Consider the following 13,173-nt stretch of genomic DNA (forward strand, 5'->3'; position numbering starts at 1 on the left):
TCCACCGCCGGTTAGAGTGACCGTCGTGACGACGCTGCCCGACCACCGCCTCCTGCTGGTCCACGCGCACCCCGACGACGAGGCCATCGGCACCGGCTCGACGATGGCCCACTACGCAGCCACCGGCGCCCACGTCACGCTGGTGACCTGCACCCTCGGCGAGGAGGGCGAGATCCACGTGCCGGAGCTGGCCCAGCTCGCCGCCGCCGAGGCCGACCAGCTCGGCGGGTTCCGGATCGGTGAGCTGGCCGCCGCCTGCGCCGCGCTCGGCGTCGCCGATCACCGCTTCCTCGGCGGCGCGGGTCGCTACCGCGACTCCGGGATGATGGGCCTGGCCACCAACGAGCACCCCCGGGCGTTCTGGCAGGCCGACCTCGACACCGCCGCCGGGTACCTGGTGGAGGTCATGCGGGAGGTACGCCCGCAGGTGCTGATCACGTACGACCCGAACGGCTTCTACGGCCACCCCGACCACATCCAGGCGCACCGGGTGGCGATGCGGGCGGTGGAGCTGGCCGCCGTGGAGGGGATCGCCCCGGCCAAGGTCTACTGGACGGCCATGCCGCGCAGCGTGCTGGAGGCCGGCCTGAGCCACTTCACCGAGTCGTCGGACAACCCCTTCGACGGTATCGAGAGCATCGAGGACCTGCCTTTCGGCACCCCCGATCCGGAGATCGCGGCCCGGATCGACGCCACCGAGCAGCACGCCGCCAAGGAGGCGGCGATGCGGGCGCACGCCACCCAGATCCCGGCCACCTCCTGGCTCTACTCGATCGCCGGCAACTTCGGCGCCGAGTTCATGGGGGTGGAGTACTTCACCCTGGCGGTGGGGGAGAAGGGGCCGGGTGCCGGCCCGTACGGCTGGGAGGACGACCTCTTCGCCGGGCTCGACCTCGACGACGGCGGGTCCGGCCGCGCCCCGGTCTCGGCGGCCGGCGTCCGGTGACCCTGCCCGCCGCGCCGATGTCGGTCGTCCCGCCCCAGGCCCCTGCCCCGACCCCGCCGCGCCGGGCGCAGCGGCTGCTCGACGTCGCCCTGCGGGTCGTCGGCGGCCTGGTGGCCGTGGTCGGCGCGGTGGCGACCGGCCTGCTGGAGCTGATCCTGTCGACCGCCCGGGTCGGCGGGCAGCTGATCGGGGTGTCCGTGCTGGTGGCCATCGTCGCCAACATCGCGCTGGGCTGGTTCGCGTACGCGGCGGTCGGCCGCCGGTGGGCGGTGGTCCTGCCGGCGACGCCGTGGTTCGTGCTGATGGGCGCGGCGGCCGTCCGGACCAGCGAGGGGGACCTGCTGCTCGCCGGGGACAACTGGGTCGGGCTCGCGATGATCGTGGTGGGGGCGATGACCTTCGCGGTGCTGGGGTTCCGGCAGGTCCTGGCTCCGCCGCCGGTCCGCCGGGACGGGTGATGACAGCGCTCAGCTTCCGGTGGTAGATATTCCTGCCAGGAGGCTCGCCGTCGCGGCGGGCGGTGCGGCGAGAGGCGTGCGATGAAGAATCGATGGCTGTCGGTCGGGGTGCTCGCGGCGGCGCTGTTCGTGGTCAACGTGATCGCCCGGGTGGTCATCAAGTTCGGTCTCGACTCCGACGACGCGGCGGCCGACCGGGTCTCGCTGGCGATGTTCCTGGTGATCGGGGCGATCCTCGCGGCGCTGGCGTTCCGCTGGGGGCAGGAGCGCCCGGTGGCCCGCTGGGCCGGCGAGATGGCCGCCGCCGTGGGGGTCGCGCTGCTGCTGACCGTCCTGGTCGGGCCGCTGCTGGTCGGGCAGAACCCGTTCGACGGCGACGCGGGCACGCTGCTGGCCCAGGCCGGGCTCTACCTGCTGGCCGCCGCCGCCGGCGTGCTCGTCGGCTACCTGACCCTCACCACGCTGGGCCGCGACCACCGCTCCCTGATGCTCAAGCGGTACGCCGAGATCAAGGCGGCGAAGCCGCACCGCCCGGTCCGCCGCTGACCACCCGCCCCGGCCGCCCCCTCGGCCCGCGCCGGTCCGGTCAGGGGGCGACGCGGGTGAGGTAGGTGTGGTGGGTGGTGAAGCCCAGCGAGCGGTAGAGGGCCACCGCCGGGGCGTTGCTCTGCTCCACCTGGAGGAAGGCGTCGGTGGCGCCCAGGGCCGCGCCCCAGTCGGCCAGGGCCCGGATGACCCGGGTGGCCAGGCCCTGCCGGTGGGCGTGCGGGAGGACCTCGATCAGGGTCAGGCCGAGCAGCCGCCGGGCGCCGGTGACCGTGCCGCGGCCGACGGCGAGCAGTTCGCCGTCGGCGTACACCCGGGCGAAGCGGACCTGCTCCACGGCGGTGAGCACGTGCCGGGCGGCGTCCGGGAGGCCGCCCTTGCGCCCGGCGGCGACGGCGAGCCAGTCGTCGGACGGCGCGGCGGTCAGCTCGACCGGCGGCAGTCCGGCGTGGTCCGCCCGCAGCGTGGCCAGCGGCACGGTCTGCACCAGCACCGGCGGCCGGGCGCCCCAGCCCCGTGCGTCCAGCTCGGCGCCGACCGGCGCGGCGAGTGGCAGCGGCGTGTTGACCATGGCGGGCTGCCCGAGGTCGGCGTACCAGCGCTCGACGGCGTTCAGTGCGGCCGGCAGCGGCCGGTCCGGGTCGCCGACCGGCAGGGCCGAATTCGCCCGGCCGGTCCAGCCCTCGGCGCTGCGCAGCAGCCAGTCGCCGAGCCGGCCCCGGGTCGGGGCCGGCCACGCCGCGTCGGCGGCCAGCTCCAGCGCCACCACCGCGGCGGCCGTCGGCCGGCGGGTCGGCGGCACCCGCTTGGCCCGGTGCACCTCGCCCACCGGAACCCGGAGCCGCCCCTGCGCGGTGGTCAGGGTGAGATGGGTCTCGGTCAGCTCGACCAACTCGCCGAGGGCGTCCGAGAAGAGCGGCCGGCCTTCGCGAATCCCCACAATCCGGCGAACCACGATCCGGTGTCCCACATCCTGCTGTCGGAGCACGATCGACCCCCTCCCCGGCGAGATACTAGGCTCTAACCGTCGCGGGTGATCGCGACGTGTCTTGCGGAGGAGAAGACCGGTGACCTACATCATCGCCGAACCATGCGTGGATGTGCTCGACAAGGCATGCATCGAGGAATGCCCGGTCGACTGCATCTACGAGGGAAACCGGATGCTCTACATCCACCCCGACGAGTGCGTCGACTGTGGTGCCTGTGAGCCGGTGTGCCCGGTCGAGGCAATCTTCTACGAGGACGACGTCCCGGAGCAGTGGAAGGACTTCACCGGGGCGAACTACGAGTTCTTCGAGGACCTGGGCTCGCCCGGTGGCGCCTCGAAGATCGGCAAGGTGGAGAAGGACGCGACCTTCGTCGCGGGCCAGCCGCCGCGCGGAGAAGGCCACTGAACCGGCCCGCGCCGATCTCGTCACGGCTGCCCGACTTCACCTGGGACACCCTGGAAGCCGCGGCCGCAGTGGCCGCGGCGCATCCGGACGGGCTGATCAACCTCTCGATCGGCACCCCGGTCGACCCGGTGCCCCCGGTGATCCGGCAGGCCCTGGCCGACGCGTCCGACGCCCCCGGCTACCCGCTGACCGCCGGCACGCCCGCCCTGCGGGCCGCCATCGCGGACTGGGTGGCCCGGGTCTGCGGCGCGGGCGTCGACGGCCTCGGGGTGCTGCCCACCATCGGCTCCAAGGAGCTGGTGGCGTGGCTGCCCACCCTGCTCGGCCTCGGCCCCGGTGACGTCGTCGTGGTGCCGTCGGTCTGCTACCCGACGTACGAGGACGGGGTGCGGCTCGCCGGTGCCACCACCGTGCGCACCGACTCGCTGACCGCGCTCGGCCCCGACCCCCGGGTCCGCCTGGTCTGGGTGAACTCGCCCGGCAACCCGACCGGCCGGGTGCTGCCCGCCAACCACCTGCGCAAGGTGGTCGACTGGGCCCGCGAGCGGGGCGCCGTGGTGGCCAGCGACGAGTGCTACCTGCCGCTGGGCTGGTCGGCCGCCGCCGAACCGGTCTCCGTGCTCGCGCCCGAGGTCTGCGGCGGGTCGTACGACGGGCTGCTGGCGGTGCACTCGCTGTCCAAGCGCTCCAACCTCGCCGGGTACCGGGCGGGCCTCGTCGCCGGCGACCCCGCCCTGGTCGCCGAGCTGCTGAAGGTGCGCAAGCACGCCGGCATGATCGTGCCCGCCCCGGTGCAGGCGGCGATGATCGCCGCGCTCGGCGACCAGGAGCACGCCGACGCCCAGCGGGAGCGCTACCGGGCCCGGCGGGAGCAACTGCTGGCCGCGTTCACCGGCGCCGGGTTCACGGTCGAGCACTCCGAGGCCGGGCTCTACCTGTGGATGACCCGGGGCGAGGACTGCTGGGCGACGGTGGACTGGCTGGCCCGCCGGGGCATCCTGGTCGCGGCCGGCGTCTTCTACGGCCCGGGCGGCGCGCAGCACGTCCGGGCGGCGCTGACCGAGTCCGACGAGCACATCGCCGCGGTCGCCGCGCGCCTCGCCCTGCCCTGAGTCGAGCGGGTACGCCGGTGCCCCGGCCGGCCGGGGCACCGGCGGAGGTCACCCGCCGATCCGGCGGAACACCGTCAGCAGCGCGTCCCGACTGTGCTTCCCCAGCAGCTCGCTGGAGAACAGCTCCTGCATCTCCATCGTCCGCCCGCCGTGCAGGGCCAGCTCGGCCTTCAGCGGCACCTCCCGCTTCACCGCGACCGAGGTGATCTCCTCGTACGGCAGGAAGGTGTGTCGGGCCGCCAGCTCGGCCACCGGCACGGATCCGAGCAGCGCCCGCAGCCGCTCCTCGCCCTTGCTCGCCTTGCCCGGGTCGGCGATCAGCACCAGCCCGCGGTCGAGGACCAGCACGTCGTGCTGGGCGCCGTCGACCTTGATGTTGCCCAATGCGCCGACGAGGTCGGCGTCCTGGCCGGAGACCCGCCGCTGCACGACCGTCGCGCCGGCCGGGTCGACGCCGGCCTCGGCGAGGCGGGCCAGCGCCTCGTCCAGGGTCTCGGGGTCGACCGCGAGCTTGGCGATCTCGTTCAGGTCCCACGGCTCGCCGTCCCGGCCGACCAGTCGGGCCGGGGCGGACCAGGACAGCTCCCAGTGCGCCTGCCCGGCGCGAATCGCGGCGTTGACCAGCAGCGAATTCATCGGGCCGGCGAAGCGGGCGGCCGCCTCCTCGCGGGAGGAGTCCGAGTAGAACTGCTCGGCGAACTCGCCGAGCCGACCCGCGCGGACCAGGTCCAGCACCGTGGGCAGGCCGGGCTCCGCCGCGCCGGTGAACCGGCCCGCAGCCCGGTAGACGGTGTCGGCCTCGCGCTGCCCGCCGGCGGCGATCGCCGCCGCGATGAACTCGGGCCAGGCCAGGACCTGCCGTCCCTCGTGCGCGACCGCGTCCGCCTGCAACGCCAGACCCGCCGCGCCGATGTCGGCCAGCAGTCCGGCGGCCGGCCGCTCGTCCGGCGCGGGCGCGGGCGCGTCGGCCGGCGCGTCGGCCATCGCGGCCACCCGGACACCGACGGGCGGGTGGGTGTCCCAGCGGGACGGCTTCTCGTCGGGCGCGTTCTCCCGCAGCGCGGTGATCTCGTCCCGGCGGGCGGCGAGCAACTGGCCGAAGCCGCCGAACAGGTCGTCCGGGGCGAGCCCCGCCGACCAGCCCGGCTCGACGTACCGGCGCATGTAGAACGACCAGGCGGCGTCCAGCGCCGGCAGGGTGCGCAGCGCGGACGTGGCAGCCTCCCGGCCGGCCAGCCGCACCGCGGAGCGGTCGGCCTCCAACTCCTGGCGGCGCGACGCGGCGTTGTCCACCAGCAGGTAGAGCTTCGCGTACCCCCGGAAGACCCAGCCGATCGGGTTGCGCCCGCCGATCCGACCGATGGTCTCGGCGATCGCCAGCCGCCCTCGGTACGCCACTCCGCCGAGCCGGGTGTGCCGGCCCGAGTAGTGGCCCAGCTCGTGTGCCAGCACCGCGCGGAGCTGGTCGACCCGCATCGCCTGGAGCAGCGGCAACCCGACGTACATGGTTCGCCGGCCACCCACCAGGCCGAGCATGCTGCTCTGTTCGGCGACGGCCGCGTTCACCTCGGGCACCAGCCGGATCTCCTCCGGGGCGCGGGTGCCGACCTCGGCGGCCAGCTCACGCACGGCGGCCCAGAGCGCAGGGGCGGCCCGCTCGTCGAGGACCAGGCCCGGCGCGGGCTCGCTCTTGGTGCGGACGGCTCGCCAGAGCCCGACCAGTACGGCGCCGAGCGCCAGCAAGAGCGGGATTATGAGCTTGGCGGTGGCGAGACCGCTGGCCCACTGGTGGATCCAGAAGCCGAACGCGACGACGGCGGCGAGCTGGAGCAGCGCGACGACGTAGAAGCCGATCAGCATGAGCACCGAGGCGAGCGCCCGGTACGTCGCGGCGGACATGATGTTGCCCTTTCTCCATTCGGACACCGATGTGGTGGCTGGCGGGAGGGAACGTACTTTGTGGATCTTCGTTGAGCATCCCCCGTCCGGTCAGCGCCGGGCGGCCTGAGATCCAGGACGCCGGGCCCCGACCCGGGGGACGGGCACATGAGGGGGCCGCGGTCGGGCGGGCGATATCCTCGGGGCCGAACGGGTCGAGGTGACCTCGACGCGTACCGACCGAGACGCCGAGGTGCGTGATGGTGGACAGGCCCGGTGGTAGCCCGCGGGCCGCGGTGGTGGGCACGGGGCTCATCGGCGGCTCGGTCCTGCTCCGCCTGCACGGGCGCGGGCTCGACGTCACGGGCTGGGACCCGGACACCGCCACCCGCGCTGAGGGACGCGCCCGGGGCGTTCCCTTCCCCGACGAGCTGGCCGACGCCGTCCGCGACCGGGAGGTGGTGTTCCTCTGCGGCCCGCTGTCCAGCCTGCCGGAAACCCTGCTCACCGTCGCCAAGCACACCGGTCCCGACTGCGTGCTCACCGACGTGGGCAGCACCAAGGGCGGGATCGCCGGGTTCGCCGCGGCGCACGACCTGTCCGACCGCTTCGTCCCGGGGCACCCGATGGCCGGAGCCGAGCGCGCCGGGCTGACCGCCGCCGTCCCCGAGTTGTTCGACGGCGCGGCCTGGGTGCTCTGCCCGGCGGCGACAGGCATCGAGCGGTTCCGTACGCTCGCCGCCCTGGTCATCGACGTCTTCGGCGCTCGGGTCGTTCCGATGGCGCCGGACGCGCACGACGCGGCGGCGGCGCTCGCCTCGCACATCCCGCACCTGTTGGCCGGCAGCCTGGCCGGCGCGGTGGCGGACGCCGACCTGCGGGACGCCGTGCTGGGCCTGGCCGCCGGCAGTTTCCGGGACGGCACCCGGGTCGCCGGCACCCCGGCCGCCCGGACGGTGGACATGCTGCTGAACAACCGCGACCAGGTGCTCGCCCAGCTCGGCCGGGTGACCGGGTTGCTCGACCAGCTCGCCGCCGCGCTGCGGGCCGGCGACGTGGCGACCCTCGTGGGGCACTACCAGCGGGCTCGCGAGCTGCGGTTGACGCTTTTCGACCGCGAGCTGCCCCCGGTCGTCCGCGGCTTTCCGCTCGGCGGGGACGTCGACGGCGAACTGGGGTACCTGCTGTCGCTGGGCACCGCCGGCGGGTACCTGACCGGGTGCCGGGTGGCGGCGGGGACGGTGACCTACACCGGCCACCTCCCGGCCACCCCGGCCTGAGGCCCGCCCGCCCGAGCCCTCACCGTTCCGCCGTCCCGTCCTTCCGAGCGGGCACCGATGAGTGCCTGCCCCACGCGGGCGTTGATGCGGTGCCCTTTTCTTCCTCTAGGGTGAGGGCATGGTGGACGGACCAATTGTGGCGGTACGCGGCGAGGCGTACCGGGAAGTCGCTCCCGAGCTGGCCCGGTTCACGGTGACCGCGACGGCGCGGGACCGGGACCGGGAGGCCGTCCTGGCCCGGCTCGCCGAGCGGGCCGCCGCCGTGCGGGTGCTGCTCGACGCCGCCGACCCGACCGTGGACCGCCGGGAGACCGGCGACCTGCGGGTCTGGCCGGAGACGAAGCGCTCCGGCGAGCGGGTGGTGGCCTGGCACGGCAGCGTCGCCACGACTGTCACCGTCACCGACTTCACCGCGCTGGGCGAGCTGATGCTCCGCCTGGCCGATCAGGACCAGGTCGAGGTCGCCGGCCCGTGGTGGTCGCTGCGGCCGGACAGCCCGGCGTACCGGGAGGCGCGGCACGCCGCCATCGCCGACGCGCTGGCCCGCGCCCGGGAGTACGCCGAGGCGCTGGGCTCCCGGGTGACCGCGCTGCTGGAGCTGGCGGACAATGGGCTGGCCCCGCAGCCGATGATGACCCGCGCCGCGTTCAAGTCCGGCGGGCCCGCGGACGCCCCGCCGGAGCTGGAACTGGACCCGCAGCCGCAGAGCGTGCACGCGGCGGTGGAGGCCCGGTTCACGATCACCGCGCCGGTCCTCGGCTGATGTCGGACGCCCGGGTCCTTTCCCTCGGAGAGCTGGTGGCCCGCGCCCGGGCCCTGGCCGGGGCCGGGCCCCGTCAGCTCCTCGGCATCGCCGGAGCGCCGGGGGCGGGCAAGTCCACCCTGGCCGAGCTGATCGTCGCCGAGGTGGGTGCGACCGCCCGGCTGGTGCCGATGGACGGCTTCCACCTGGCCCAGGCGGAGCTGCGCCGGCTCGGCCGGGACGCGCGCAAGGGCGCGGTGGACACCTTCGACGTCGGTGGGTACGTCGCGCTGCTGCGCCGGTTGCACCGGCTGGAGCCGATCTCGGTCTGGGCCCCGGGGTTCCGTCGGGACCTGGAGGAGCCGGTCGCCGGCGCGGTCGAGGTGCCGCCCGAGGTGCGGCTGGTGGTGACCGAGGGTAACTACCTGCTGCTGTCCGAGGACCCGTGGGACGAGGTGCGGCAGTTGCTGCACGAGGTGTGGTTCCTCGACCTGGACGCCGAGCTGCGGCACCGCCGGCTGACCGCCCGGCACGAGTCGTACGGGCGGTCGCCGGAGCAGGCGCGGGCCTGGGCGCTGGGCAGCGACGAGGCCAACGCGGCCCTGGTGGCCGACACCGCCGGCCGCGCCGACCTGGTGGTCCGGCTGGCCGACCCGCCCGCCTGAGGGACGAGGGCCGGCGGCCGTGCCCGTGGGCGGCGTCCCGTGCTGCGGGCCACGGCCCGGGTCGACGGGTCAGGCGATCTCGCGTACGACCCGGGCGGGGTTGCCCACCGCGACGACGTTCGCCGGCAGATCGCGGTTCACCACCGCGCCCGCACCGACCACCGTGTTGTCGCCGATGCTCACCCCGGCCAGCACGATCACCCCACCGCCGAGCCAGACGTTGTCCCCGATCGTGATCGGCTGCGCCGCCTCCCACTTCTCCCGCCGGGGCTCCGGGTCGACCGGGTGGGTGGCCGTCAGGAGTTGCACGTTCGGTCCCATCTGGACGTCCGCGCCGATGGTGATCCGGGCGACGTCGAGGAAGACGGCGTTGAAGTTGACGAATCCGCGCGGCCCCAGGTGGATGTTCCAGCCGTAGTCGCAGTGGAACGGCGGGCGGACCCAGGCATCCTCGCCGACCGAGCCGAGCAGCTCGCGCAGCGCGGCCAGCCGCTCCTCGGGGTCGGCCGCCGAGCTGCGGTTGAACGCCTCGTTGAGGCGGGCGGCCCGGTCCAGGTCGGCCAGGATCTCCGGATCCTCGGCGCGGTACAACTCGCCGGCGAGCATGCGGTCCTTCATGGAGGTCATCGGCCGATCATCCCCCGGTCGGGCCTCCACTTAGTGCCAAGTTTGTCACTTTTCTGACTTCTCCCCTGCATACCGAGTATGCGATCCTTTTCTGTGCATGTGCGACCCCTGTCAGTGATGACGCCTCACAAGGAGGAATCCGTTGCATCGAACAGGAAGAAAGGCGGCCGGCCTGGCGCTGGCCCTCGGTCTGGTGCTCGCCGCGCCACTGACCGCCCCGGCCGCGCCCCCCGCCTCCGCCGCCCCCGCCTCCGCGACCGCGGGTGCCGCGCCGGCCGGCCGGGCCGCCGGCCGCCCGGCCACGGTCACGCTGGTCACCGGTGACCGGGTCACCGTCGCGGACTCCGGCGCGGTGTCCGTCCGGCCCGGCTCCGGCCGCGACGACCTGCGCTTCCTGGTCCAGCGGGACCGGGGCCACGTCACCGTGCTGCCCCAGGACGCGCTGCCACTGCTCCGCTCGGGCAAGGTGGACCGGCGGCTCTTCGACGTCACCGGGCTGATCGATGCCGGCTACGACGACGCCCACCGGGACAGCCTCCCGCTGCTGGTCTCGTACCGCTCGGGTGAGGCCCGCCGGGCCGTCGCCGGCATCGCCGGCACCCGGGTGATCCGCGATCTGCCCGCGATCGGCGGCGCGGCGGTGACGGTCGAGAAGGCCCGCGCCGGCGCGGCGTGGGGCGCGATGACCACGGGCCGGGCATCCGCCCGGGTCGACACGGCGGAGGGTGTCGACCGGCTCTGGCTGGACGGCCGGCGCAAGGTGACCCTGGACCACAGTGTGCCCCAGATCGGCGCGCCCGCCGCCCACGCGGCCGGGCTCACCGGCAGGGGCGTCACCGTCGCGGTGCTGGACACCGGCGTCGACCCCGACCACCCCGACTTCGCCGGCAGGCTCGCCGAGTCGCGCAACTTCAGCGAGGCGCCCGAGTCGGGCGACACGGTCGGCCACGGCACCCACGTCGCCTCGACCATCGCGGGCAGCGGCGCCGCCTCCGGCGGGAAGTACCGGGGGGTGGCCCCGGACGCCACGCTGCTCTCCGGCAAGGTCTGCGAGAGCGCCAACTGCACCGACTCGGCGATCCTCGCCGGCATGCAGTGGGCGGCGGCGGAGAAGCACGCCACCGTGGTCAACCTGAGCCTCGGCGGAATGGACACCCCCGAGGTCGACCCGCTGGAGCAGGCGGTGCAGACCCTCACCGCGCAGACCGGCACCCTCTTCGTCATCGCCGCCGGCAACGACGGCTCCGACGGTTCGGTCGGCTCCCCGGCCAGCGCGGACGCCGCCCTGGCGGTCGGCGCGGTCGACCGGGACGACGAACTGGCCAACTTCTCCAGCCGGGGCCCCCGGGTCGGCGACGACGGCCTCAAGCCGGACATCACCGCCCCCGGCGTGGAGATCGTCGCGGCTCGGGCGGCCGGCAGCGACCTCGGCGAGCCGGTCGGCGAGAAGTACATGACGCTCTCCGGCACGTCGATGGCCACCCCGCACGTCGCCGGCTCGGCGGCGCTGCTCGCCCAGCGGCACCCCGACTGGCGGGCCGGCGCGCTCAAGGCGACCCTGATGGCCTCGGCCAAGCCGCATCCCGGGCAGACCGCGTACCAGCAGGGCGCGGGCCGGGTCGACGTGGCCCGCGCGATCGGCCAGCAGGTCACCAGCGACCCGGCGAGCGTGTCGTTCGGCCGCGCCGAATGGCCGCACGGCGACGACCCCACGATCGCCCGGACGGTGACCTGGCACAACTCCGGGACCACCCCGGTCACCCTCGACCTCGCCGTCGAGGCCACCGGGCCCGGCGGCGACCCCGCCCCGGCCGGTCTGTTCCAGCTCGGCGCGTCCCGGGTCACCGTGCCGGCCGGCGGCCAGGCGCAGGCCACCGTCACCGCCGACACCCGGGTACAGGGCGCGGACGGCTACTACACCGGCCGGGTCGTCGCCCGATCCGGCGCGACGGTGGCGGTCACCCCGATCGCCGTGCACCGCGAGGTGGAGAGCTACGACCTCACCATCAGCCACGTCGGCCGGGACGGCAGGCCCGCCACCGAGTACGGCACCACCCTGGTCGACCTGGAAACCTTCGAGTTCCCCACGGACGTCTACGACGCCGACGGCACGGCGACCGTGCGCGTTCCGAAGGGGCGGTACGGGCTGGCCAGCTACCTGCCCGCCACGGACGCGAACGGCGAGCCCATTGGGGCCACCCTGCTCGCCCGGCCCGAGCTGGTCGTCGACCGGGCGCTCCGGCTCACCCTCGACGCCCGCACCGCGAAGCCGGTGCTGAACACGGTGCCGCAGCGCGGCGCGACCCCGCTGCTGGTGGACGTCAGCGCGGTCTTCTTCGCAGAGGACACGAGCGTGTACTCGTTCGGCCTGTGGAGCTTCGGCTTCGGAGGGCTGACCAGCGGGCAGGTCGGCCCGGCCAGCACTCCCGAGCGGTTCGTCGCCACCATCGGCAGCCAGTGGGCCGACCGGCAGGCGGCCAGCAGCCCGTACCTGTACGCGCTGCTGGAGGCGTTCCCCGGCCGGATGCCGACCGGCTTCGTCAAGCACTACCGCAGCCGGGACCTGGCCACCGTCGTGCACACCTTCCGGGACGCCTACCCGGGGCTGGAGGCCGAGCGGATCGTCCTGGGCGAGCTGGAGTACAACACGGGCGGCTCCGCCCTGGTCCTGCGCACCGCGACGCCCGGCCGCCGCGTCGAGCACTACAGCACCAACCACGTGCGGTGGGAGAGCGAGCTGGACTTCGGCACCCGCGACCCCGAGGGCTGGCTGGACACGCAGGCGATGCTGCGTACGCCGCCGACGGCATACCGGGCCGGCCGGACGCACCACGAGACCTGGGGCGTCGCCCCGTTCGCGCCGTCCTTCCCGGCCCGGCGCTGGCCGTGGGAGGGGATCACCCGCACGGGTGACACCGTCGTGGTCGACCTGCCCGTGCACAGCGACGCGGCCGGACACCCCGGTGGGTCGCTCAACGACCCCCAGTGGACCAGGCTGTACCGCGAGGGCAAGCTGGTCGGTGAGAGCGAATACCCGGGGTACGGGGAGTTCGAGGTGCCGGCGGGCGCGGCGAACTACCGGTTGGAGACCTCGGCGAAGCGGGGCTTCACTGACCTGAGCACGGAGGTCACCAGCGCCTGGACGTTCCGCTCGAAGCATGTTCCCGGTGAGGGCTTCGCGGCGCTGCCGGCGATGGCGGTGCGCTTCGCCCCGGCGCTGCGCGTCGACAACAGCGCCCCCGCCGGGCGGTCCTTCACCCTTCCGGTGCGGGTCGAGCGGCAGGACGGCGCCCCGGCGGCGAAGGTGGCGGCGCTGACCGTCGACGCCTCCTACGACGGCGGGAAGACCTGGCACAAGGCGGAGCTGCGCCGCCAGGGCTCCGGCTGGACGGCCACGCTCAGACACCCGGCCGGCACCGGCCACGTCTCGCTGCGGGCCACCGCGAAGGACACCGCCGGAAACACGGTGACCACGCGGATCATCCAGGCGTACCGGCTGCGCTGAACCGGCGTCCGGGCCCGGCG

At 74.6% G+C, this 13,173-nt stretch carries 12 protein-coding genes; 9 read left to right on the forward strand and 3 right to left on the reverse strand.

What is annotated here, in order from left to right:
* The first annotated feature begins 16 nt into the window (after positions 1-16).
* From mshB to ACFYZF_RS03245, 3 genes are all read left to right on the forward strand, one after another.
* A complete protein-coding gene (gene mshB, locus ACFYZF_RS03235) occupies positions 17-946 on the forward strand; it encodes an N-acetyl-1-D-myo-inositol-2-amino-2-deoxy-alpha-D-glucopyranoside deacetylase (protein ID WP_387015348.1) in 930 nt (309 codons plus the stop codon).
* 17 nt (positions 947-963) lie between these two features.
* Positions 964-1,404, forward strand: a complete 441-nt coding sequence (locus ACFYZF_RS03240; protein WP_387016039.1) for a hypothetical protein — start codon at positions 964-966, stop codon at positions 1,402-1,404.
* A gap of 81 nt (positions 1,405-1,485) precedes the next feature.
* Positions 1,486-1,950: a hypothetical protein gene (locus ACFYZF_RS03245; protein ID WP_387015351.1), complete on the forward strand. Its 465-nt coding sequence runs from the start codon at positions 1,486-1,488 to the stop codon at positions 1,948-1,950.
* A gap of 40 nt (positions 1,951-1,990) precedes the next feature.
* Here the strand turns inward: ACFYZF_RS03245 and ACFYZF_RS03250 are convergent, their stop codons facing one another.
* Positions 1,991-2,938 (reverse strand): GNAT family N-acetyltransferase, encoded by a 948-nt coding sequence (locus ACFYZF_RS03250; protein ID WP_387015354.1) that lies wholly within the window; start codon positions 2,936-2,938, stop codon positions 1,991-1,993.
* Between the two features lie 79 nt (positions 2,939-3,017).
* Between ACFYZF_RS03250 and fdxA the strand changes: the two genes are divergently transcribed.
* Positions 3,018-3,344: a ferredoxin gene (gene fdxA / locus ACFYZF_RS03255; protein WP_387015356.1), complete on the forward strand. Its 327-nt coding sequence runs from the start codon at positions 3,018-3,020 to the stop codon at positions 3,342-3,344.
* Positions 3,341-4,456 (forward strand): succinyldiaminopimelate transaminase, encoded by a 1,116-nt coding sequence (gene dapC / locus ACFYZF_RS03260; protein ID WP_387016041.1) that lies wholly within the window; start codon positions 3,341-3,343, stop codon positions 4,454-4,456. The genes fdxA and dapC overlap by 4 nt, the downstream gene beginning before the upstream one ends.
* A 48-nt stretch (positions 4,457-4,504) precedes the next feature.
* Here the strand turns inward: dapC and ACFYZF_RS03265 are convergent, their stop codons facing one another.
* A complete protein-coding gene (locus ACFYZF_RS03265) occupies positions 4,505-6,382 on the reverse strand; it encodes a M48 family metallopeptidase (RefSeq protein ID WP_387015359.1) in 1,878 nt (625 codons plus the stop codon).
* 212 nt (positions 6,383-6,594) lie between these two features.
* Here ACFYZF_RS03265 and ACFYZF_RS03270 point away from each other — a divergent pair, with 212 nt between their 5' ends.
* From ACFYZF_RS03270 to ACFYZF_RS03280, 3 genes are all read left to right on the forward strand, one after another.
* The gene (locus ACFYZF_RS03270) at positions 6,595-7,614 is read left to right on the forward strand and encodes a prephenate dehydrogenase (RefSeq protein WP_387015362.1); all 1,020 of its coding nucleotides are present in this window, start codon (positions 6,595-6,597) and stop codon (positions 7,612-7,614) included.
* A 118-nt stretch (positions 7,615-7,732) separates the two neighbouring features.
* On the forward strand, positions 7,733-8,377 hold the full coding sequence (locus ACFYZF_RS03275) for an SIMPL domain-containing protein (RefSeq protein ID WP_387015363.1): 645 nt from the start codon (positions 7,733-7,735) through the stop codon (positions 8,375-8,377).
* On the forward strand, positions 8,377-9,021 hold the full coding sequence (locus ACFYZF_RS03280) for a nucleoside/nucleotide kinase family protein (protein WP_387015366.1): 645 nt from the start codon (positions 8,377-8,379) through the stop codon (positions 9,019-9,021). Before ACFYZF_RS03275 ends, ACFYZF_RS03280 begins: the two co-directional genes overlap by 1 nt.
* A gap of 69 nt (positions 9,022-9,090) precedes the next feature.
* On the opposite strand, the gene ACFYZF_RS03285 is transcribed toward ACFYZF_RS03280, so the two are convergent.
* Entirely contained in the window at positions 9,091-9,648 is a 558-nt protein-coding gene (locus tag ACFYZF_RS03285) for a sugar O-acetyltransferase (RefSeq protein ID WP_387015367.1), read from the reverse strand.
* A gap of 142 nt (positions 9,649-9,790) precedes the next feature.
* Between ACFYZF_RS03285 and ACFYZF_RS03290 the strand changes: the two genes are divergently transcribed.
* Positions 9,791-13,153, forward strand: coding sequence for a S8 family serine peptidase (locus ACFYZF_RS03290; protein ID WP_387015370.1), 3,363 nt, complete (start codon positions 9,791-9,793; stop codon positions 13,151-13,153).
* Positions 13,154-13,173: the final 20 nt, after the last annotated feature.

Origin of the sequence: Micromonospora sp. NPDC001898 (assembly GCF_042891255.1) — a bacterium.
Taxonomy (GTDB): domain Bacteria; phylum Actinomycetota; class Actinomycetes; order Mycobacteriales; family Micromonosporaceae; genus Micromonospora.

Excerpts from the sequence above, each read along its gene's own strand:
- ACFYZF_RS03240 (WP_387016039.1), top strand. The coding sequence starts at position 964 with ATGTCGGTCGTCCCGCCCCAGGCCCCTGCCCCGACCCCGCCGCGCCGG.
- ACFYZF_RS03245 (WP_387015351.1), top strand. The coding sequence starts at position 1,486 with ATGAAGAATCGATGGCTGTCGGTCGGGGTGCTCGCGGCGGCGCTGTTC.
- ACFYZF_RS03270 (WP_387015362.1), top strand. The coding sequence starts at position 6,595 with ATGGTGGACAGGCCCGGTGGTAGCCCGCGGGCCGCGGTGGTGGGCACG.
- ACFYZF_RS03275 (WP_387015363.1), top strand. The coding sequence starts at position 7,733 with ATGGTGGACGGACCAATTGTGGCGGTACGCGGCGAGGCGTACCGGGAA.
- ACFYZF_RS03280 (WP_387015366.1), top strand. The coding sequence starts at position 8,377 with ATGTCGGACGCCCGGGTCCTTTCCCTCGGAGAGCTGGTGGCCCGCGCC.
- ACFYZF_RS03285 (WP_387015367.1), bottom strand. The coding sequence starts at position 9,648 with ATGACCTCCATGAAGGACCGCATGCTCGCCGGCGAGTTGTACCGCGCC.